General features: G+C 69.6%; 16 protein-coding genes. 7 read left to right on the forward strand and 9 right to left on the reverse strand.

Going from position 1 to position 21094, the window contains the following annotated elements:
* Window positions 1-45 precede the first annotated feature (45 nt).
* On the forward strand, window positions 46-1059 hold the full coding sequence (locus ACFVW8_RS14055; RefSeq protein WP_389689527.1) for a LacI family DNA-binding transcriptional regulator: 1014 nt from the start codon (window positions 46-48) through the stop codon (window positions 1057-1059).
* A gap of 551 nt (window positions 1060-1610) precedes the next feature.
* Here the strand turns inward: ACFVW8_RS14055 and ACFVW8_RS14060 are convergent.
* From ACFVW8_RS14060 to ACFVW8_RS14100, 9 genes are all read right to left on the reverse strand, one after another.
* A complete protein-coding gene (locus ACFVW8_RS14060; RefSeq protein ID WP_389689529.1) occupies window positions 1611-2432 on the reverse strand; it encodes a DUF692 family multinuclear iron-containing protein in 822 nt (273 codons plus the stop codon).
* Window positions 2429-3073, reverse strand: coding sequence for a hypothetical protein (locus tag ACFVW8_RS14065; protein ID WP_389689531.1), 645 nt, complete (start codon window positions 3071-3073; stop codon window positions 2429-2431). The genes ACFVW8_RS14060 and ACFVW8_RS14065 overlap by 4 nt, the downstream gene beginning before the upstream one ends.
* Complete coding sequence (locus ACFVW8_RS14070) at window positions 3070-3876, reverse strand: DUF692 family multinuclear iron-containing protein (protein WP_389689533.1); 807 nt, start codon at window positions 3874-3876, stop codon at window positions 3070-3072. Before ACFVW8_RS14070 ends, ACFVW8_RS14065 begins: the two co-directional genes overlap by 4 nt.
* Window positions 3873-4433, reverse strand: coding sequence for a GNAT family N-acetyltransferase (locus ACFVW8_RS14075; protein ID WP_389689535.1), 561 nt, complete (start codon window positions 4431-4433; stop codon window positions 3873-3875). The genes ACFVW8_RS14070 and ACFVW8_RS14075 overlap by 4 nt, the downstream gene beginning before the upstream one ends.
* Window positions 4430-5299 carry an arginase family protein gene (locus ACFVW8_RS14080; RefSeq protein ID WP_389689537.1) on the reverse strand — a complete coding sequence of 290 codons (870 nt, stop codon included), beginning with the start codon at window positions 5297-5299 and terminating at the stop codon, window positions 4430-4432. The genes ACFVW8_RS14075 and ACFVW8_RS14080 overlap by 4 nt, the downstream gene beginning before the upstream one ends.
* The gene (locus ACFVW8_RS14085) at window positions 5292-7058 is read right to left on the reverse strand and encodes a B12-binding domain-containing radical SAM protein (protein ID WP_389689539.1); all 1767 of its coding nucleotides are present in this window, start codon (window positions 7056-7058) and stop codon (window positions 5292-5294) included. Before ACFVW8_RS14085 ends, ACFVW8_RS14080 begins: the two co-directional genes overlap by 8 nt.
* Complete coding sequence (locus tag ACFVW8_RS14090) at window positions 7055-9154, reverse strand: B12-binding domain-containing radical SAM protein (protein ID WP_389689541.1); 2100 nt, start codon at window positions 9152-9154, stop codon at window positions 7055-7057. The genes ACFVW8_RS14085 and ACFVW8_RS14090 overlap by 4 nt, the downstream gene beginning before the upstream one ends.
* 2 nt (window positions 9155-9156) lie before the next feature.
* On the reverse strand, window positions 9157-9438 hold the full coding sequence (locus tag ACFVW8_RS14095) for a hypothetical protein (protein ID WP_389689543.1): 282 nt from the start codon (window positions 9436-9438) through the stop codon (window positions 9157-9159).
* A gap of 162 nt (window positions 9439-9600) precedes the next feature.
* Window positions 9601-11091 carry a methyltransferase gene (locus ACFVW8_RS14100; protein WP_389689545.1) on the reverse strand — a complete coding sequence of 497 codons (1491 nt, stop codon included), beginning with the start codon at window positions 11089-11091 and terminating at the stop codon, window positions 9601-9603.
* A gap of 349 nt (window positions 11092-11440) precedes the next feature.
* On the opposite strand from ACFVW8_RS14100, the gene ACFVW8_RS14105 reads away from it, so the two are divergent.
* The 6 genes from ACFVW8_RS14105 to ACFVW8_RS14130 all read left to right on the forward strand — a co-directional run bounded on the left by ACFVW8_RS14105 (window position 11441) and on the right by ACFVW8_RS14130 (window position 21067).
* Complete coding sequence (locus tag ACFVW8_RS14105; protein WP_389689547.1) at window positions 11441-12316, forward strand: helix-turn-helix domain-containing protein; 876 nt, start codon at window positions 11441-11443, stop codon at window positions 12314-12316.
* A gap of 166 nt (window positions 12317-12482) precedes the next feature.
* Complete coding sequence (locus ACFVW8_RS14110; protein ID WP_389689549.1) at window positions 12483-13346, forward strand: ABC transporter ATP-binding protein; 864 nt, start codon at window positions 12483-12485, stop codon at window positions 13344-13346.
* Window positions 13347-13468: 122 nt separating this feature from the next.
* Window positions 13469-14536, forward strand: coding sequence for an iron-siderophore ABC transporter substrate-binding protein (locus ACFVW8_RS14115; RefSeq protein ID WP_389689551.1), 1068 nt, complete (start codon window positions 13469-13471; stop codon window positions 14534-14536).
* Window positions 14533-16635: an iron ABC transporter permease gene (locus ACFVW8_RS14120; RefSeq protein WP_389689553.1), complete on the forward strand. Its 2103-nt coding sequence runs from the start codon at window positions 14533-14535 to the stop codon at window positions 16633-16635. Before ACFVW8_RS14115 ends, ACFVW8_RS14120 begins: the two co-directional genes overlap by 4 nt.
* Window positions 16636-16705: 70 nt before the next feature.
* Window positions 16706-17815 carry a peptidase C39 family protein gene (locus ACFVW8_RS14125; RefSeq protein ID WP_389689555.1) on the forward strand — a complete coding sequence of 370 codons (1110 nt, stop codon included), beginning with the start codon at window positions 16706-16708 and terminating at the stop codon, window positions 17813-17815.
* A 138-nt stretch (window positions 17816-17953) separates the two neighbouring features.
* On the forward strand, window positions 17954-21067 hold the full coding sequence (locus ACFVW8_RS14130) for a glycosyl hydrolase (RefSeq protein ID WP_389689557.1): 3114 nt from the start codon (window positions 17954-17956) through the stop codon (window positions 21065-21067).
* Window positions 21068-21094 lie beyond the last annotated feature (27 nt).

Here is a 21094-nt window from a genome sequence, read left to right on the forward strand (position 1 = left end):
CGGCGCCGGCAAACGTCGTTGGCAGAGGAGAGGTGGAGCGTCCCGATGCCCAAGCCGCGTCTGGCCGATGTCGCCGCCTTGGCGGGTGTCTCCATGAAGACCGTGTCGAACGTGGTCCGCGGGCATCCCCCCGTACGCCCCGCGACGCGGGAGCGGGTCGAGGCAGCCGTCAAGGAACTCGGGTACCGGCCCCATTCGGCTGCCCGCCGACTCGCCTCCGGCCGGACCGGAATGCTGTCGCTGGCCATGCCGCTGATCGGACGGCCCTATTTCGCCGAGCTCGCCAACAAGTTCAGCGAGGCCGCTGCCGAGCGCGACTACCGGCTCCTCATCCAGCAGACGATCGCGGGCCCGCAGGCCGAACGCGACGCGATCGACGTCTCGGAGACCGGGCTCGTCGACGGCATCCTCTTCCAGCCCGTCACCCTGTCCGCAGCCGAGATCTCGCGTATTGGCGGACGCAATCATCCGCTGGTCCTGCTGGGCGAGCAGGAAGCGCCCCCGGAATGCGACCGCGTGATGATCGACAACGTGGCGGCGGCAGCGGAGGCCGTGCAGGTGATCGCCGACCTCGGCCGCCGGCGCATCGCGTTCCTCGGCGTCGAGCCGGAGCCGCTCACCGCGGCGACCGTCGACCGGATGGCCGGATACCGGGCGGGGATGCGCAACGCCGGACTACCGGTCGCGGAGGAGCGCCTGCTGCCCCTCGACGGGCTCGACACTCCGGACGGAGAACGAGCCGTACGGCGGGCGATCGAAGAGGGTGTCCGCTTCGACGGCCTCGTGTGCAGGGACGACGGACTGGCCATCGGCGCACTTCGCGCCCTGCGCGCGGCGGGTGCCTCTGTGCCCGGCGATGTGGCCGTCGTCGGCTGGGACGGGGACGCCATCGGCGCGTTCCTGGAGACGAGCCTGACGACCGTGAGCCCGGACATGGACGCGATCGTGGAGAAGGCGCTCGGTTTCCTCATCGAACGGATCGAGGGATTCGCCGGCCCGGGGCGTCACGTCATCGCCCCGCACGCGATCGTGATCCGGGAGAGCGCGCCCGCAACATGACCTCGCTGACCTCGCTGACTTCGGTGTTGAGGCTTGGTCCCAACGGCGGGGTGGCCAGGAAGTTCCGCATCACCCAAAAGCGGCACCGGCGCACTCAGGGCCGACCGCGAGAGGGTGTTCGACGGGCTCGCCGCAGTGGTCACCGACTGCCCCCGAGCGCCTTGATCGCTTCATCGAGGACCTTCAGCGATTCAACAGAGACATCGAATGAGACATCGAACGGCTCGCAGGGCGCCCCTGGCCGCGCTGATGTTGCTCCCTGCCGGCGGTGGCGAGGCGGGACCTCGGCCGCGCGCGGGGCCGCCTCGTCATCTGTTGTCCGGATGGAGACTTGACCGTAAGGCGGGCCACCGTACCGGTGATGGAGCGCTCATGCCGGTGGTCGTCCGCGGTGTGTGCGGACGGGCCGGAACCGCCGGAGGAGCCCGGGCCGGCGGGGTGGCCGGTCATCCGAGGCGGAGCCGGACGGTGTCTGCCGGTTTCCGTCGTCCTGTCGGCATGCACCTGGCACGCTGCGGCAACAGGGGGTGCCTATGAGTGCGTGCGCGTACTCAGATCCCCCCGATCGCGGAGCGGATGTTGCTGACGGCGGCCACGAAGGCCCCCGGCTCGCGCGGTTCCATTTCCAGGCAGATGTCCAAGGGCCGCTCCGCACCGCGCAGTTCGACGACCTGGGCCAGGAGCTCGTACTCCTGCGCCGGGATGTCGGTGAGATGCTGGTCGAGGTACACGGTGCGGCCTGCGTACTCGGCCTTCACGTATCCGGCGAGGTGAATCTCCGCGACGCGTTCCCACGGGAAGGACCGGGGCAGGACGGGGTCGCGCCCGTGGACATTGCGCTCGAACTGGAGGACGTGCGAGAGGTCGAGGCAGATCTGCACGCCTTCGTGGTCCGACGCCTTGTCCAGGAACGACCACAGGGAGGGGGAGTCGGGGAGCCATTCCAGTGGTGGGTTCTCGACCCGGAACGGAACCCCGCACGCCGCCGCGATCGCCGCGGCGCTCCTGCCGCACCGCGGCGCCGCCATATTCATGTCCGGAGGGCGGAACCACGTGCCTTCACGTCGCCCGAGGAACCAGAAGCCCGCGTCGCTGACGAGGGCGGAGACCCGGTGCTCATGGACCAAGGACGCCAGTGACTCCACCCAGGGCCCGACGCCCTGTTCCGGCTGGGCCATGTTCATGTCCAGAGGGTGGAGTGTCAGTCCGGAGCCCAGCGCCCTTCGGGTGTCCACCACCCAGTCCGGGATCCCGACGGCTGTGTGGACGCCGTACTCGACGAAGCCGGTGACCCAGCCTCCCTCGGCTTCGCCCCGTGCGTACTGGTCACACGCGGCCTCGACCGCGATGCCGATGGTAACGGCGCCCGTCACCGCGCGCCCCCTCCCGCGGGAACGTATGACATGGAGACGCTGTCGTCGCTCCGGTGGAAGACGACGATGCCCGGACGCGGCTCCGGGGACGGCGTCACATCGAGCGGTGGCACGCGCAGCAACCACATCAGCGGCGCGGACCGGACGAAGGTCATGTCCCGGTAGCCGATGACCTGCTGGAGGCTCTCCAGCACATCGTGGCCGACGATCACGAACTCCTTGTCCCCTCGCTCCTGGATACCGAGCGCCTCCTTCACGGCTTTGCGCTCCGCCTCGTCCAGACGTTGCGCCATGGGGCTGGACCACATCTCGCAGCGCGCGAGGTCCTTCAGCCACGCGGGGTGCTCGTGTGCGATGAAGTGACGCGCGAAGTTCACGGCGTGGGCGAGGGGCTCCGTGTAGGCGCTCTCGTAGTCACCGGACTCGCAGTAGGGCCGCAACCCGTCGAGGGACCTGAACGAAGACGCCACGGCACACGCGAAGTTGGGCGCCCAGCGGTGCACGTCATCGACGACCTGAGCCATCAGCCGGGCCCATGCCAGATACTCCGTCGTCTCCTCGTCGCGGGGAGGCCGCCGGACCAGACTCCGGAAGCAGTCCTCGTCCGGCACGTCGTGGGCGCGTTCTGTAGACGTGGTCATGCCATTGCCCTCTCAATCGCGTCGAGACCGTGGTGCTGGACCTGCGCGGAGGCGAGCTCGGCCTCGTACGTCACCCAGCCAAGGTCGGGGATCCGGTCCTTCACGGTCCGCAGAACCTCCAGACAGCCGCTCACGGGCAGGACGTTGTGATTGTCGAGCAGCAGCTGCCGCCGGCCGTACCGGACCTTGCTCAGCCCGGCGATATGCGCCACCCGGACGGCCTCGAACGGCACTTTTTCCAGCTCCTGCCACACGTCCAGGCCCTCGTTGAAGCACGCGGCGTAGAAGTGCCCGATGTCGAAACAGAGCGTCGCTCCGCGCTCTGCCAGTTCTCGCATGAACGCGACGGGACTCAGATCGCCGCGATGGGTCAGGCTGAACGGGTTCTCGGCGTGGACCGGGGTCCCCAGCTCCGCCGACAGGCCCTTGACGTTGTGGGCGATGCGTTCGGCGACCTCGTGGCTGAGCAACGCGGGGCGGAACCAGAGGTTCCGCTCGTCTCTTCCTCCCAGCCGCCAGAAGCCGAAGTCGGTGACCATGTAGTGCGGCCGGGTTCCGGCGTGGTTCTCCGCGATGCGCCGGGCCTCGTCGCCGATGTCGAGCGCATCGGGCAGTTCGACCGACACGAGGTGCCGGGTCATGTCGCTGACGATGTTCTCGTCGAGGAGGCGGCGCAGGCCGGGGTCGCCGGCCGGCGGGTGGTGGCCGCCGTACTCGACGTAGGAGACCCGCCGGTACACGGCGTCGTCCAGGTGGCCCAGCGCCGGCACGAAGTCGGAGAGACTGATCCCGATTCTGGTCACTTCTGCCCCCTGGTCCATTCGTGCCGCAGCAGTCCGAAGATCACCTCGTCGATGCGCTGCCCGTCGCGGTGGATGCTCTCGCGCATGACTCCCTCGTGCACGAAGCCCGCGCCCTCCAGCAGCCGCACGGAGCGCTTGTTGTCCGCGAAGACCTCCGCCGTGATCCGGTCGAGGTCCAGCACGCCGAAGGCGTGGTCCACCGCCTGCGCCACGGCCCGGCGCCCGTAACCGTGCCCCCACAGGTCCTTCTCGCCGATGACGATGCCCAGCCGGCACCGCCGGTGGGCCCGCTCGATGAGCGCCAGGTGGAGGAACCCGATGGGCTCCGCGCGGCCGGCGAGCCCGATCGCGAGGTGGACGATGTCCTCGCTGGGACGCATCCACCGTTCAAGCGTCGCGGCGACCTCCGCACGGGTGAACGTGTTCGTCTCGTCGTCGCTGAGCCGCTGGATCTCGATGTCGTTCTTCCACCGCAACAGCGGATCGAGGCTCGCCGCTGTGTGGGGTCGCAACTCGACGACGTCATCGGTCACCTGGGACGTCGGCCTCACGTTCATTGCTTCTGCCGTTCCTTGACGAGTTCGTGGACGCACCGCATCGCGATCTCTGCGGTCGCGCGGTGGGCGGGGTCGGGCAGCACCTCGGACACGTCGGCGCTGACAACGGTGCAGTGGTCCGCTATCCAGGACATCACGTGTCTGACCTGTTCCGGAGAGGCCCCGAACGGCTCCCGGCTCCCTGTGTTCGGTACGTACACCGGATCGAACACGTCGACATCCAGGCTGACGTGGACCTTCCTTCCCCGGAGAGCCGACAGGGCGGCCGGGTCGACGTCGCGGACGAGCGTGACGGGACCGTCGTCACCGTAGACGTCGTCGTGGGTCGTCCACGCCCTGGCGCCCACATTGACGATCTCGCGGAAGGCGCCGCTCCTGACCAGCGCGGCCACGAAGTTGCCGTTGTGCACATCGTCGGAGTCGTCGAGATGGAAGCCGAGGTCCAGATGGGCGTCGAGGTAGACGTAGGTCAGGTCCTCATGCCGTTTGGCCGCTGTGACGGCCACCGGGTAGCTGACCGTGTGGTCACCTCCCACAACGACCGGAACGTACCCGGCCGCAAAGACCGTCGACGCGACTTCGGAGACACTGCGGACCAGGTCGCCCGCGGCACCGGAGAGGACGCCCACGTCGGTGGCGCGGGGCCGGTGCCGACGGGTCCACGGTTGCATGCGGGCGGACCAGTGCCGCACGAAGGTGGCGGCGCCGTCGGAGTTCTCGCCGAATCTCCTGGAGATGTCGGAATCGACGCCGAAGAAGCAGGCGGCCGGGGACGCAGTCCGCGGGAGTTCGTCGAGGGGAACGACAGCGGCGCCCCCGAACCCCACCAGTCCGGCGCCCGCGGGGTCGTCGCGTGCCTCACCCATCGGCTTGCCCCCTGACGAAGTACGAGAAGGGGGAGGCCTCGCCCGGGATGCTGATGCCCAGGTCCGCGGCAGGGTCCCGGACCGCACGGTGGCCGTCCCACCGGTACGGAAGCTGGACGACCTTCCGCCGACGCGGCTCCTCCCGGCCGCCGGTGCGGGCGATTTCGAGCTGGTAGGCGGCCGCCTCGACAGCCGTCCGCAGATCCGACAGCCGCGCCTCCAGGCCTGGCGTCATGTCGGTGCGCACGAAGCGGAGATGATGCTCACCGTGGTCGTTGGTGGTCCGCTGGTTGTCGAGTACGACCAGGTTGGCACTCTCGGGGGTGAAGGCGAGCGGCGCGTGGGGCGTGAGCCCGAACGAATGGACGCCGAGGGACTCGACGTACGGGAGCACCTCGTCCAGCTTCTCGAGCGTCTCCTCGACGTGGCGCAGCTGCATCCGCGGATGGTCGAAGATGAGGTTGGCCTTGACCTTGATGCCCTGCTCACGGGCCAGTCTCATCGACCGCAGGATGTCGGTGTACGTGTTGCCCTTCTGCATCCCTTCGAGAACCTCGTCCGCCAGCGACTCGACACCGATCGTCACCAGGTCGACACCGCACTTGGCCATGGCCTCGAAGTGGTGCGCCTGCGCCTTCGGCTCCGCCCGGATGGAGCACTCGAGCCGGGCACCGAGATCACGCAGCCGACCCGCACCGGCGTCGGCCAGCAGCCGGAAATAGCCCATCGGCACGGCATCCGAGATCAGGTCGATCCGCGATATGCCGCAGCCCTCGACGAGCTCAGCGATGTCGTGCACCACGTCGGAAGCCTTGCGGAAGAAGGCGTTGATCTTGAACGGGTCCTGCGAGGCGAGGAACGGGTAGTCGCAGAAGTCGCATTTCCCCCAGTAGCAGCCCTCCGAGAGCAGGACCGGGTAGATGCGCTCTTCAAGGTATTCCTCGCGTTCGACCAGGTCGTACGAAAGGGCTCGCACCATCGAACGGGCGCCGCCGGCCTCCGTCTTCGCGTGGCGCAGCCTGCCCGTCTCGTCGAGGTAGGTTCCGTGTGCGACCTCGGTCGCGCGGCATTCCCCGCGCAGGAATGCCGCGAGGGTCGGGAATTCCCCGTAGACGCTGAACTTGTAGGCGAGGTCGGCGGCACAGGCGGTCATGAGCTGTTCGAGTGCCAGGTCGTCCGTCAGCTTGATCGCCGCTCCGCCGAGGATCACGCGCCCCTGGAATCCGGCGCCGCGAAGTCTCCCGCACAGTGCTGTCGCCGCTTCGGTCTGCGTGTGGAACAGCGTCGAGAACGCCACGTGGTCCGGTTCACGCCGGAGGATCTGCCGGCAGAGGTCGTCCATCGCCCTGCCGATCCACAGGTCCCGGAAGGCCGGGTCGGGCACCGAGGACCTGGGATTGACGAGGAGTTCGTGGGCGGCTTCCCAGTCGATCCCCGCCCTGGCGGCACTCACCGTCCCTCCCCGGCAGTAGTCGCTCTCCAGGAACGACAGGTACCGGCCGATCCGGGTGAGGTCCCCGGTCTCGAGGGCGTCGTGCGAGAGTTCCTCAGCGGTGAGTTCCTTGAGACGGGACGTGACAGCCGTTCTCACGTCCTCACTCTGCAGCCAGTTGAAAAAGCTCAGGTTGGCGTCGAAGAACTCGACGTCCACCCCGTGGGGCGACAGTGCGTAGTCGAGGAGAAGAGGAGCCAGCGGTGGTCCGTTGACCATGCTCACCGCCTGCGGCGGAACGACAACGAGGAGTTTCGGCTGCGTCATGTCGTATCCGCCGGCAGGAACATCGCCAATGAGTTCTTGACCAGGAAATCAAGCAGGGTGCGCACCTTTCGGGAGAGGCCGTCCTTCGCGTTGATCCGAAGCCATCCACCACGGCCGAACAGCGCTGCGAACAGGGCTGCCTGCTCGGCATCGAGGACGACCGCGCGACCTGTCAGTCCGCTCAGAAGAGTGGTTCCGTTGTCGTCCTCGTGTGCGTGGTAGAACGGGATGATGTCGAATGATCTCCAGGCCGCCGAATACCCCCATTGCGGAATGGGGAACGGGGCCTTGGGATTCCTCTCGAAGTACAGCAGGCTGTGCAGCGTGGAGGTGGCGCCCAGGAACGGGTACGGAAATCCCCTGATCAGACGGAGCGAATGATCGAAGTCGTCTTCGGGGTAGACATCGATCGGCTCACGGTGGGTCCAGTCCAGCTCCCACGGGATGGCCGTGTCCCCGGACGGGTCGTAGTGGACGTCGATTCCGTAGTGGTCGGGCCGACGGGCGATGTCCGCCCCTGGGGTCAGTCCGAACTTCCCCAGTGCGACGGTGGCCACGGATTCGAGCATCGCCTCCGCGGTGTCCAGGGTCACCTGCGCCTGCTGGCGCGACTCCCCGGGATGCCCGGTGAAGCCCATCAGCTGTACGGGGATGCCGGCATCGGCGAACGAGGCCACCAGTGAACCGAGACGTTGTACCTCGGTGCCCTTGTTGATGATGTTGAGCACGTCCTGGTCGGTGCTCTCCATCCCGAAGGCCGCACCGAGGCAGCCGGAACGGGCGAAGATCTCGGTGTTCTCCGTCCTGAAGCTCTTCTCGAGCCTGAAGTCGGCCATCCACTTGATGCTCAGGTCGCTTGCGATGAGCGCGTCGGAGATCTTCAGGGCGTAGGCCGGCGACAGCACGTCCACGGCGAAGAAGAAGTGCCGGGCATGCTCGGACGCCTTCTGCAGGTCCTCGATGACGTGTTCCGGTGTCCGGGTGCGCCATGGCGACGTCGGCGCGTTCATCGCGAGCCCGTAGTCGCAGAACGAGCACTTGTTCCAGTAGCACCCGCGGGTCGGCGAGTAGAGCGCACCGGGCTGAGGCGAGGCGTACAGGCCGTAGTTCCACACGCCGTAGTTCGGCGACGGCAGAGCATCGACGTTCTCGAAGAAGAACCTCTTCAGTGGGCGGGGGTCGCGGATATCGACGAGATTGTTGACGTCCCCCAGTTCACCACCCCTCTGACAGTGGTCTGCCAGGCGCTTGATGAGCGTCTCGCCCTCGCCGGTGACCAGGTAGTCGACGGCGAAGTCGAGCACCTTCAGCTCGGTCACGTCGCTGATGTACTTGTAGAACTTCGCGGCGATCGGTCCACCGATGGCCACGGAGACGCCGCGTTGCTTCAGGCGGGCCGCAAGGGCCAGCGAGTGCTCCAGCTGGGAGATGAACGGGATCGTCAGGCCCACCAGGCCGGGGCGCATGGCCGCGATCCGGTCGGCGTGGTGGTCGTAGAAGGCGTCCACGACGTCGATCCCGAAGCCGGCTTCGATCTCGCGGCGCAGGGTCACGAGGTTGATGCGGTCGTCCTCCGCCCCCGGCGGCGAGGCGCTGCTGAACGTCCGGTAGGTCGCGGATCGGGACAGCAGGGTCAGCAGGCGCGGCAACAGACTGAGATCGCGCACGGCGTTCAGATAGGCCGGGAGTTCGTAGAAGGCACTCTCGTCGCGAAGGGTGGCGAACGCGCGCTGGAACCGTTCGCTGTCCTTCAGCACGTCGATGAAGAGCGGGAGGAGCGAGTCCTCCTCGGTCTCCTCGTCGAGTCGCCGAACCAGTTCGGCACGCAACTGTTCGACGACGGGCGTCGACATCATGTAGTGCCAGAACTCGATGGCGAGATCCCGCACGACGTAGGAATGACCGGACTCGTCCAGCGCACCGGCGAGGTAGGAAATGCTGTGGTACGGCTGAGTGATGTCCGTAGTCCCGCAGCATGCGAGGTAGATGACCGACTCACCGTCGCTTGCGCGCGCCGCACGTAACCAGTCCTTGTCCTGCCGGTCGAGGACTTCCGTGACAGCGCGAGGCAGGATGTCCTCGAACCGGACAGACATGGTCAGCGGTCGTACTGCTTGGCGATCATGGCGCCGGGGCTGACCTCAAGGGCCTGCACGACGCGCACGTTGTCGGCGTTATCCAGATCCGCGGACGCCAGCATGTCGTCGAGCTGCTCGACCGTGAAGGCGGGCCGGGCGTCCTGGGCCTCGGTGCTCGCGGCGGCGGCCGTAGCGCCCGTCGCCGTGACAGCGGCGGCGACAGCGGCAGTTGCGGCCGCTGCTGCGGCCGCTCGCATGACCTTCTTCTTGCCGGTGCTGGGCGGCTGCTCCTTGTTGCTCATGATCATTCCCTTCCCGTCGTCTCCCGTGCGCACCCCGATGAGTGGATACGCACCTTGTATAACAGCGGCCCAAAGGGTCCGCAACGGTACGTATGAGCCACCGTCATGTCCGGTACGCCGACGCGTTGTTGGTGGATCAGGGTGGCGTTTCCCGGGGCCGCGTCAGCTCTCGCGCAGGGTGAGTGCGCCCTGTCGTACGAGCTCCTCGGCGACCGGGCCGAGTGCGCTGCCCCGGATGACGGACCACCTCACGTCGCTGGACGCCGCCGCCTCCCACAGCTTCTTCGTCAGGTCGCTGATCTCCACGTCGGCCAGGTAGTCGTCCTCGGGTGCGACGAGCCGGTGAGTCGCGGGGCCGGCCGGCTTGACTGTGGTCACCAGGCTGACAGCGGGATTGGGCCGCAGGACGCCGTCCGCATCGCCGTCGACGTCACGGTCGAGGAAGTCGAGGAACCGGAAGTGGTCCGTCACATGTGACCCCGCCGGCCGTGTCACGCTGCCGGCGATGCCGACGGTCCGGACGTCCCCCGGGCGAGGACGGTCACCGGGCTGTCTCCGGACGACGATGTACCCGGTGTGAATGGAGTCGATCCCCGCGTCATCCAGGGCATCCACCATGCGTGCGGCGTACGCCGTCCGTTCCGTGGTGGTCGGGGCGTGTGAGGCGTGCGTGTCCGCGTAGGCCCAGAGCGGGAGCCGGCGCTCGACGAGGACCAGGACATCGAACCCGTCCCTTGCGCCGAGCCATTCACCGATCCTGCGGGGCAGGTCGTCGAGATTGAACAGATCGGTGGTGAGGGACATCAGACCGCCGGGTGCCAGGATCTGGCCGGCCCCGGACACGATCCGGGCGAGAAGCCGTTCCCCGTCAGGGCCCCCGTCCCGGTAGTGCAGGTGTCTCTCTCCCGGCACCTCGGGTACGAATGGGGGGTTGGAGACCACGCGGTCGTACTCCTGGCCCGAGACGGGGCCGAGCAGGTCCCCAAGCACGAAGGTCGCGTTCTCGATGCCGTTGAGGGCGGCGTTGAACCGGGCGAACCGAATGGCCCGGGGGTTGATGTCGACGCCCACCACCTCCTCGCTGTACCGGCTCGCGACCAGCGACTGGATGCCGCTGCCGGAACAGAGGTCCAACGTGCGGCCCACACGGTCCCGGGGCGCGATGCCGGCCAGCCCGACACTGTCGTAACCGGCGTACATGACGCGGTCACCGAGGTCGTCGGCTCCGGTCCACCAGCCGGAGTAGCGGCCGGTGTCGGTCGCCAGCAGGAAGCCGTCCACGCATGTGATGTGGACCTGTGAACGGAATCCGTCGTCGGCCCTGCGCAGTACCCCGAGCGAGAGCAACACGTCCAGGGAGGGTCCGCTGAGGAAGGACCTGACGGCCTGCTCGGCCACGGCTCTGTCCAGCAGGAAGAGCCGGATCGCAGCCGAGAGGGGGTCTGTCCCGAGGACATGCCTGTCGAGGTGGTGGAACGCCGCAGGGTGGAGGTCGAGCAGCGGTATGCCCGACAACGCGCGGATCCCGGTCTCGTCGTAGCCCGCGGCGCGGAGGTCGTCATGGACGGTGCCGATAGCGGCCCGGTCGTCGGGTGCCATCGTCGCGAAGACGGCTCGGCCGTGGCGGCGTTGGCTGAAACTGTCGAGCGTCACGGTTGCTGTTCACCTCAGGTGGGGGCTCCTGCATGTTTCCGCGGCAGGTCGCCGGGCGGCCTGGTGGACGGTGTGGCTCAGGGTCTCTTCCCTCACCCGCCCGGGGTCAATCGACCGAGCCGTCGCCGACGGGAGCCGACGCTCCGGGCCCGGGCCCCTTCCGGCCGCGCTTCGCCGGCCTGCGGCGAGCGGCGGGGCGCGGTCAGCAGCCGGGGCCCTAAGGGCTGTCCCGGTTCACGGTGGCCGGGATCCACCCGCCGCTCCGGTTCACGGTGGCCGGGATCCACCCGCCGGTCAGGCCCGGTGCCGGGATCCGGCCGCCGGCACCCCCCGGGATAGACTCGGCCGCATGGTTCGAGCGTCCCGTGGTGAGGCGGCCCCGGGGATGTGGCGCCGTGAGGCGGGCACCGTGGTGCGCCGGGACGTGGCCGTTCCGGCGCAGGCGGTGGCCCCTTTCGTCATCAGTGCCGGGTTGCGGATTCCCCGGGTTCCCACGGAATGGGCACCGCACTCGCATCCCCTGCACGAGCTCGTCTGGGTCCGCGGGGGAACGCTGACGTCGCGGGTGGGGGACCGGGTCTTCACCGTGTTCGAGGGGCACGGGCTGTGGATGCCCGCGGGGGTGGTGCACGCGGGCCGGGCCACCGCGGGGGCGGAGTTCTACGACGCCCTCTTCTCCCCCGACCGCACTCCGCTCGAGTTCGGGGAACCGAAGGCGATCACGATGACGCCGTTGCTCGAGTCGCTGCTGACCCATCTGTCCCGCACGGATCTCGACGCGCCGGCCAGAGCACGGGCGGAGTCGGTCGTGTTCGACGTGATCGAGCCGTCGGAGCACCAGTTCGCCTTGCAGCTGCCCGGTGACCCCCGCATCGACGTGATCGCCGAAGCCCTGCTGGACGATCCCGCAGACTCCGGCTCACTGGAGGAGTGGGCGCGGCGGCTGGGGATCAGCGACCGCACGGTCACCCGCGCGTTCCGGCAGGCAACAGGTCTCTCCTTCGCGCAGTGGAGGCAGATGCTGCGGGTGCATCGGGCGCTGATGCTCCTCTCCGAAGGTTTCGATGTGATGACGGTGTCCGAGACGCTCGGCTATGCGCAGCCCAGTTCCTTCATCGCCGCCTTCCGGCGCGTCATGGGAACCACGCCGGGCGCGTTCTTCGACGCAAGCCGTGACACCGCTGGAAATGTCCGGAATCCCGTATCGACTGTCCCGAACGCCTGATTGTCGGCATCGCAAGCGGAATATAACCTTCTCGGAGTTAGGTAACCCTTAGTTGTCTCTCGCCGTGGACAGTGCTGTCCGCATGCGGATGAGGTCGCGGCCCGGCAGGTGAAGGCCGGACGAGGGATGCCGCAGTCCTCTCCCCTTCGAACGTCCGGACTCATCGATGTTCACTACCCCCTTCCGGCACGCCGGCAGCCCCGCGGCCGGACCCGCCACGCCGGTGGCCGCCCTCAACGGGCACGACCTCGTGCTGCGGTACAGCGGCAAGCCGGTCGTCCACGGCGTCTCGCTCGCCCTGGAACCCGGCCGCGCGACCGCGCTGGTGGGGCCGAACGGCAGCGGGAAGTCCACGTTGCTGCGCGCGCTCTCCCGGCTGCACCGGGTGGAGGGCGGCCGGGTGACGCTCGGCACCCCCGACGGACCGTCCGAGCGCGACACGTCCCTGCTCAGCGCCCGCGATTTCGCCCGCGAGGTCACGCTGTTCTCCCAGTCGAGGCCGGCGCCCCAAGGCCTGACGGTCACGGAGGTCGTGTCGTTCGGACGCCACCCCTACCGGCGCGGCTTCTCCGGACTGACCGCCGATGACCGGAGCGCCGTCGACCGCGCCATGGGGGTCACCGGTGTGCGGGACATGGCCGGCCGGCCGGTCGGTGAACTCTCCGGCGGGGAGATGCAGCGCGTCTGGCTCGCGGCCTGCCTGGCCCAGGACACGGGCGTCGTGCTGCTGGACGAACCGACCAATCACCTCGACCTCCGCTACCAGGTCGAGACGCTCGACCTGGTACGCGATCTCGTCGAGGAGCACGGCATCGCGGTCGGGGTCGTGCTGCACGACCTCGACCAGGCTTCCCGCGTCGCGGACACGCTCGTCCTGATGCGCTCCGGCCGCGTGCACGCGGCCGGAGCACCCGCCGACGTCCTCACCGCGCAGAACATCGCCGAGGTCTACGACATCCGTGTCGAGGTCGGCGTCGACCCTCGAACGGGCCGTCTCCGCATCGACCCGATCGGACGCCACCCCGGCTGAGGCGGCCGGAGCCACCCCCATCTGCAGCGGCCGGATGCCACCCCGCCCGAGGCGGCACGTCCCCTGCGGCAACTCACTCGACTCATCGCGTCATCGCGTCATCGCAAGAAAGAGGACCGTTCATGAACCGTGCCCATCGCCTGGCGGCGTCAGCCTCCGCAGGGCTCATAGTCCTCGCCGCAACGGCCTGCGGCACGACCTCCGTCGACAAGGCCGACGCCGCCGACAGCAGTGCCGGCGCTTCGCCCGCGTCGGCGAGCTGCGCCCAGGACACCACGACCACCTCCACGAAACCGGTCTCCTTCAAGGACGGCGTCGGCCGGCAGGTGAAGCTGGACAAGCCCGCCAAGCGGATCGCGGTCCTGGAATGGCAGCAGGTCGAGGACGCGCTGACCCTGTGCGTCACCCCTGCCGCGGTCTCCGACGCGAAGGGATACAGCACCTGGGTCAGCGCCGAGAAGCTGCCCGGCGGGGTGACCGACATCGGCACCCGTGAGGAGCCCGACCTCGACACCCTCTACGCGGCCAAGCCCGACCTCATCGTCGTGGAGGCGTTCAAGGCCGACGACGAGACCCTCACGAAGCTGGAGAAGCGCGGCGTCCCCGTGATGGCCACGCTGGGGGCGGACCCGAAGGACCCGATCGGGAACATGAAGAACGTGTTCAGCATGATCGGCAAGGCGACAGGGCGCACCGAGCGGGCCGACCAGGTGCTCAACGCGTTCGACGACCACCTCGCGACGGCGAAGAAGCGGGTCACCGACGCCGATCTGCCGACCAAGGACTTCCTGTTCTTCGACGGATGGCTGGAGGGAGGCAACCTCACCGTCCGCCCCTACGGCAAGGGCGCCCTGTTCACCGAGATCGGCGAAGAGCTCGGCATGAAGCCCGTGTGGACCGACGACGTCAACAAGGCCCACGGTGACGGAGGCGTCGACCCCTCCTACGGTCTCGCGCAGACCGATGTCGAGGGACTCACCGCGGTGGGGGACGCCAACTTCTTCTACGCCAACGACGAAGGGGCCGGCGGGTACGTCGCCGCGCTGGAGAAGAACCCGCTCTGGAAGACCATCCCGGCCGTGAAGGAAGGACGCGCCCACGCCTTCCCGTCGGGCGTGTGGGGCGCCGGCGGCCCGCTCTCCTGCGAGCAGGCGATCGACGCCTACGCCGACGTACTCGACAAGAAGTGAGCGCCACGCAGACTTCGGCGTCCCCGGTGGAAGCGCTGCCGCGCGACGGGCGCGGCAGCGGTCCCGCCGGGGTGGCCGTCCTGGCAGTCCTTCTCGTCCTGACCGTCCTGGTGGGCATGTGGCACCTGACACAGGGGACTTCGGGCGTCGGCGTCGGCGATCTGGTGCGGTACCTCGCCGGGGACCGGGAGAACACCGGCGGACCGCCCGTCGGCGAGATCCTCACCGGCTCGCGGCTGCCGCGCCTGTTCGCGGGCGTGGCCGTGGGCCTCGCGCTCGGCGCGGCCGGTGCGCTGCTGCAGTCCGTCACGCACAACACGCTCGCCTCACCCGACACCCTCGCGGTGTCGGCCGGTGCCTACTTCACGCTCTCGGCCGTCGCCGCCTTCGGTCTCACCGTCCCGTTCTGGGCATCGGGCGTGGTGGCCTTCGCCGGCGGCCTGGCAGCGGCGGCGCTCGTACTGGGCCTCGCGGGCCGGGCCGCGGGTACCTCGGGTACCCGCCTCATCCTCGCCGGGTCGGCGATCGCCATGGCCCTGGACTCGGCGACCGCGATGGTCCTCATCCTCTTCAAGCAGAACACGACCGGTCTGTTCGCCTGGGGGAGCGGTTCGCTCGCCCAGATGAACATCGACGCCTCGGTCCGCGCCTTCCCGGTCGTGGCCGTGGTGCTGTGCGTCGCCCTGGCGCTGTCCCGGCGGCTCGACGTGATGAACCTCGGCGACGACGCCGCCTCCACCCTCGGCGTGCCGATCCGGTCGACCCGGGTGATCGCCGTGGTCTGCGCGGTGGTGCTGTCCAGCACGGCGGTGACACTCGCGGGCCCGATCGCCTTCGTCGGCCTCGGCGCACCCGTACTGGCCCGGCTGCTCGCGGGCCGGATCCGGGCCCTGCGCGGGCACCTCTTCCTGGTGCCCGCCGCCGGGCTGCTCGGCGCGCCGCTCATCCTGCTCGCGGACGCGACGCTGCGCGCGGTGCAGGGTGCGAACGGGGCCGCTTCCATTCCCACCGGCGTGCCGACCGCGCTGCTCGGCTCCGTCGTGATCGTGGTCCTCGCGCTCCGCCTCCGCGACACGGGCCGGCTCAGGCAGCCCCCGCACGCGAGGGTCGCCGCACGCTCGCGCCGCGCGTTCCTCCTCGTCGTGGCCGGCGCGGTGGCGCTCCTGGTCGTGGCAGCCGTCGCGGCGGTCCTGGCGGGCAGCCTCTGGCTGCGGACGGGGGACCTCGCGCTCTGGGTGCAGGGCGCCGCCCCCGACCTGATCGGGCAGGCGCTCGACGACCGGGTCCCGCGTGTGACCGCCGCGATCGTGGCAGGTGCGGCACTCGGACTGGCCGGATGTGTCGTACAGGGCGCGGTGCGCAATCCGCTGGCGGAACCGGGCGTGCTGGGCATCACGGCGGGCGCCGGCCTGGGCGCCGTGGCCATCGTCACGTCGGGTCTGTCCGGTGGACGGCCCCTGCTCATCGTGGCCGCAGTCGTGACGGGACTCGCCACGTTCGGGCTGATCGCCCTGCTGTCCTGGCGCGGCGGCTTCCTGCCCGACCGTTTCGTACTGATCGGCATCGGCTGCGGGTACGGCCTGAGCTCCATCACCACGTTCCTCCTGCTGCGTGCCGACCCGTGGAACACGCCCCGGATCTTCACCTGGCTCTCCGGTACGACCTACGGGCGCACGTTCTCCGACGTCGTGCCGGTCGCGGTGGCCCTGGCGCTCGCGCTCCCCGTGCTGCTCGCCATGCGCGACCGGCTCGACCTTCTCGCCGTCGACGAGGACACCCCACGCATCGTCGGCGTCAGGCCGGTACGCGTACGGTTCGCGGCCCTGACCATCGCCGCAGTACTCGCGGCACTCAGCGTGATCGCCGTCGGCGTCGTCGGCTTCGTGGGGCTCGTCGCCCCGCACCTCGCCCGGTCGCTGGTGGGCGCCCGGCACGGGCGGTCGATCCCGGTCTCGATGCTGCTCGGCGGACTGCTGGTCTGCGTGGCCGATGCCCTCGGCCGCACGGTCGTCGCACCGTCCCAGGTGCCGGCGGGCCTCATGATCGCCCTGGTCGGAGCCCCGTACTTCGTCTGGGTACTCCGGCAGTCCCGCGCATGACGCCCGGCGGCAGCGCAACCGCGCCGACCGGCCTCCCTCCCCCCTTCTCCGTCCCGTCAGGAGCACCGGAATGCCGTCCCAGCAGGAACCGCCCGTGAAGAGCGTCGTCGTCCCCTTCGAGCCCGCTCTCTCGCAGACCCTGCTGAGCCGGCTCGGAGGCCACGAGGTGCCGGAGCGGTGGCAGGCGGTCGACCGCTCCGCCCACGCTCCTCACGTCGTGGCGGTCCCGGGTGACGACGGCGAGGACTGGACCGCTGCCGCGCTCGTGACGGCACGCCCGGACACGGCCTATCTGAAGATCGTCGACGCGCTCGGCGACGTGCCGGCAGCCGTCGCGGCCGTCGTCGCCCACGCACGCCGCCAAGAGCTCGCGCAGGTCAAGTGGGAAGGCTGGACGGCGAGCCCCGAGGACGCCGCTGCCGCCGGCTTCGCTCCCCTGAGTCCTCCGCTCATGCGGTCGGAGGGTGCGGACGGACCGGCGGCGGGTTACGTCCGCTGGCTCGGCGACGGTGTCGTGACCGACCCCCCGTACTACGGGCAGACCACGCACTTCACGTGCGGTGCCGTCACCGCCCTGGTCGCGCAGGCGCACGGGGGGACGCTGCCGCGGGAGGGGCTCGGCCGCCGGGCGGAGCTGACACTGTGGCGCGACGCGACCAACTTCCCCGCATGCGAGCCCGTCGGACTGGGAGTTGCCGTGCGCCGCGCCTGGCCGTCGTCCCCTGTCACGGTCCACCTCGACACGGACCGGCCCGTCATGCTCGACCACTACCCGGAGAAGGAGCAGGAGTGGCGCGCCCTGCTGCAGCGCGCGTCACGTTCGGACGCCGGACGGGCCGGTGTCCCGGTCGACCCGGGCCACCTCTCCATGACCGCGATCCGGGACGCCGTCGGCCGACGGGAGCATGTGCTGCTCCTGCTCTCGCTCGCCGGGATGCAAGGGTTCGACGTGCCGCACTGGGTGCTCTGCCACGGCGTGATACCGGGCGCTGTCGTGATCGAGGACCCCTGGGCCAACGCGGAGACAGGGGACACCTGGGTCGACGCCCACCTCCTGCCGGTCCCCGACGCGTCGCTGGACACGATGTCGGTCCTCGCGCCGGACCGCTTCCGGGGCGCGGTGACCATCGGCCGTCCCCAGCGGAGCGGTGTGTCCTCCTGTGCTCCGGCCGACGAGTAGCCCCGGGCCGCCGCCCCCGGGGTGGCGGCGGCCCCTGCCCGGCCTCAGGTGTTGAATCGTTCAATCGGAATCGCCGAAATTTGAATGCCTGCAAGGCTATGGGCTTGCGGGAGGCATGTCGGTAGCGTCGCCTCTGCAATGAAACGTATCAGTCGCTTCGTGGGTGACGTATGCCCCGACGCCGACGCGAAGGAGCCGAGGCACGTGGCCATGCTGTCCCGCAGATCGTTGTTCGCGGCCGGCGCCGCGACCGCCACCACCGCCGCCATGGCAGCGTCCGGTGCGGACCGGGCCCGCGCGGCGGAGCGTGCGTCGGCCGCGTCGGTCGCGCGGGCCGAGCGGGTGGAGGCGGCCCATGCCGCAGGTCTGCCCGCACCCGTGTCCGGTGCGGCGTTCAGGTCCCCGGGCGCCCGATACCGGCCCGCGGTGCGCTGGTGGTGGGCGGCGCCCCTGTCGGTCGAGGAGAGCGTGCGGGAGGTCACCGCCATCGCCGAGGCCGGCTTCGGCGAGGTCGAGATCGCCTACTCCTCGGACTCCTGGGCCAACGAGGACCAGCGCAAGAACCTGCGCGCCGTCCTCGACGCAGCGGCCCCGCTCGGTATGCGGGTCAGCATGACGATGGGCGCGAACTGGCCCGTCCAGACACCGAACACGGGCTCCGGGTCCGGCTATGCGCAGCAGGAGCTCCAGTACGGGCGGGCGGACGTCAAGGACGGCCGCTTCTCGGGCGAGGTGCCCTGGCCCTTCGACGACCCGGACAGGGAGCGGAAGGCCACCCTGGTCGCCGCCACGGTGGCGCAGGTGACCCAACGCGGTCCGGCGGCCGAGCTGCTGCCCGAGAACGAGCGTCCGCCGTACGGCACGCCCATCAGGATCCCGTCCGAGTCCACCGTCCTGAAGGCAGGTTCACTGCTGGATGTGACCGACGCGGTGGTCGACGGGAAGCTGACCTGGCAGGCCCCGCAAGCAGGTGACTGGATCGTCTTCGGATTCTGGCGTCGCGACGGTGAGCGCGCCGTGACCAGCGTCTTCGACGCCGAGGCAGCGCGCAAAGCCACGGAGTACCTCGACGAGCACCAGGTCGGCAAGGACAACGTCGACGCGTTGAAGCGCTGCGGCGGCGACTTCTTCGAGGACTCCCTCGAACTGAACGCGGACTCCCTGTTCTGGGCGCCTGCGTTCGTCGAGGAGTTCAAGAAGCGGCGCGGCTACGACCTCGTACCCTTCCTGCCGTTGGCGTTCCAGCACGGCATGAGCCGGTACTGGATTCCCACCGAGCCGCCGCGTGCCGACTTCGAGTCGTCCGACGGGCAGGCGTCCAAGGTCCGCGCCGACTACTACCGTCTGCTGACCGACCTGTACATCGAGAACCACCTCAAACCCTTCCAGGAGTGGGCGCGGGGCTACGGGATGGCGTACAAGTCGCAGGCGGCCTACGGGCAGGACCTGGAGCCGATCCGCAGCAATCGTGAACTGGCGCGCATGGGCGGCCGGGTGGAGGGGGAGTCGTACAACTCCGGCGACCGCTTCCCCACGGACATCCGCTTCTACGGATGGCGCTACGCCCTGGACTGGCAGCGAGCCGTGGTCGGGGGAGCCCACCAGGGCGGAGCCGTGCGGGTGTCGACCGAGTTGGGCGCCCAGCCGGAACAGTGCCACCAGGTCGGCCCCGGCGACTACAAGGCGATGATCGACAAGGAGTGGGCCGCCGGGATCACCCAGCCCTTCCTGCACGGCTTCCAGTACATGAGCACCGGCGCCGCCTGGCCCGGCAAGTACCGCTTCGGCGACAACCTGGACAGCTTCAACGACCGTCACAACCCGCAGTGGCCGGCCCTCGCCCGGACCACCGAGTACTGGGCGCGCGGCGGCCTGATCCTGGAGTCCGGGTCTCCCCGCTGCGACGTCGCGGTCTACCGCGACGGATTCCTGACCACCGCGGCACGCCTGTCCTCGGACGAAGGCACCCAGCCGGCCGCCCTGTTCGACACGCTCGCGCTCGAACGCGACGGGTACTCCGTGCAGTACATCGATCCGGTAGGACTCGCGGAGAAGGGCGCCGTGGGCAAAGGGGTGCTGTGCCCGTCCGGGCCGCAGTACCGGGCGTTGATCGTGGACGAACGCGCCCTCCCCGTCGAGGCGGCCCGGGCCGTCGAGCGGGCCGTCGAGGCAGGTGTGACCGTCGTCTTCGTCGGCGAACCCCCGCGGCGCGACACGGCCTACCGGGCAGGCCGCAACGCCGACAGGCAGGTGACGGACTCCATCGCGCGAACCCTGCGCAGCCGTCACGCGGTCCGGGCGGACACACAGGCGGATGCCCTGCAGGCCCTGCGCGGGGCGAAGGTGCTTCCACGCGTGTCGTGGAGCGGCGCTCACGTCCTCACGCAGCTCCGGTACTCCCACGGCGTGCGGTACGTGTTCCTCTACAACCCGACGAACGACGTGGTGGAGTTCACGCCCGCCATCGAGGGCACCGGTGCGGTGTCCGTGATGGACCTGTGGGACGGCGGTGTCGAAGCGTGCGCCCAGTACGCGTTCGAGCACGGGCGCACCCTCGTGCCCGTCCGGCTGCGCGCCCAGGAGACCCGGGTGCTGGCGGTCGACTCCCGCGGCCCGGTCCCGGTGCACGTCACCGACACCGACACCGTCCACGACGACCTGGTCGTGGCCGGCGGCAGGATCGAGCTGCACACCGCGGATGCCGGAAGCCGCACCTTCACCCTGAGCAACGGCCGTCGTACGACGGTGACGGCGCAGCCGGCCCGCAAGGACGCCGCGCGACAAGGACCGTTCACGTGGGGTCTTTCCGTGGAGGCCGAGACGCCCGACGGACCGAAGAGGATCGACATCGCCACCCTGCCCGGCACCTTTCCCCTCTGGGACTGGCGCGACCGCGAGCAGCTCGCTGGCGCGTCCGGAGTCGGTACGTACACCGGCACCCTCACCGTCCCGGACGCCTGGATCGGCCGGGGACGAGGGGTCCGCCTGGATCTCGGCACCGTGGACGGCACGGCAGAGATCCACGTCAACGGCGTACGGGTGGGCACACAGATCGTCTCCGACATCCCCTGGGACATCACCGGCCACATCGAGGCCGGCGGCAACGAGGTCAAGGTGGTCGTGAGGACGACGCTGCGCAACGCCGTCACGCACTACAACAGGTCCAGCACGCGCACCTCTTCCTACGGTCTGCGCGGACCGGTCATGGCCACTCCGTTCGCCGTCACGGCGGTCCATCCACGGAACACCTGACGCCTGAGCCGGGATGCGGGCGCCCGC

It is taken from the genome of Streptomyces sp. NPDC058221 (assembly GCF_042882365.1).
Lineage (GTDB): Bacteria > Actinomycetota > Actinomycetes > Streptomycetales > Streptomycetaceae > Streptomyces.

Bases quoted from the DNA above. Each gene is read 5' to 3' on its own strand.
- ACFVW8_RS14055 (WP_389689527.1), top strand. From the start codon at position 46: ATGCCCAAGCCGCGTCTGGCCGATGTCGCCGCCTTGGCGGGTGTCTCC.
- ACFVW8_RS14065 (WP_389689531.1), bottom strand. From the start codon at position 3,073: ATGACCACGTCTACAGAACGCGCCCACGACGTGCCGGACGAGGACTGC.
- ACFVW8_RS14075 (WP_389689535.1), bottom strand. From the start codon at position 4,433: ATGAACGTGAGGCCGACGTCCCAGGTGACCGATGACGTCGTCGAGTTG.
- ACFVW8_RS14080 (WP_389689537.1), bottom strand. From the start codon at position 5,299: ATGGGTGAGGCACGCGACGACCCCGCGGGCGCCGGACTGGTGGGGTTC.
- ACFVW8_RS14085 (WP_389689539.1), bottom strand. From the start codon at position 7,058: ATGACGCAGCCGAAACTCCTCGTTGTCGTTCCGCCGCAGGCGGTGAGC.
- ACFVW8_RS14090 (WP_389689541.1), bottom strand. From the start codon at position 9,154: ATGTCTGTCCGGTTCGAGGACATCCTGCCTCGCGCTGTCACGGAAGTC.
- ACFVW8_RS14095 (WP_389689543.1), bottom strand. From the start codon at position 9,438: ATGAGCAACAAGGAGCAGCCGCCCAGCACCGGCAAGAAGAAGGTCATG.
- ACFVW8_RS14105 (WP_389689547.1), top strand. From the start codon at position 11,441: ATGGTTCGAGCGTCCCGTGGTGAGGCGGCCCCGGGGATGTGGCGCCGT.
- ACFVW8_RS14110 (WP_389689549.1), top strand. From the start codon at position 12,483: ATGTTCACTACCCCCTTCCGGCACGCCGGCAGCCCCGCGGCCGGACCC.
- ACFVW8_RS14115 (WP_389689551.1), top strand. From the start codon at position 13,469: ATGAACCGTGCCCATCGCCTGGCGGCGTCAGCCTCCGCAGGGCTCATA.
- ACFVW8_RS14125 (WP_389689555.1), top strand. From the start codon at position 16,706: ATGCCGTCCCAGCAGGAACCGCCCGTGAAGAGCGTCGTCGTCCCCTTC.
- ACFVW8_RS14130 (WP_389689557.1), top strand. From the start codon at position 17,954: ATGAAACGTATCAGTCGCTTCGTGGGTGACGTATGCCCCGACGCCGAC.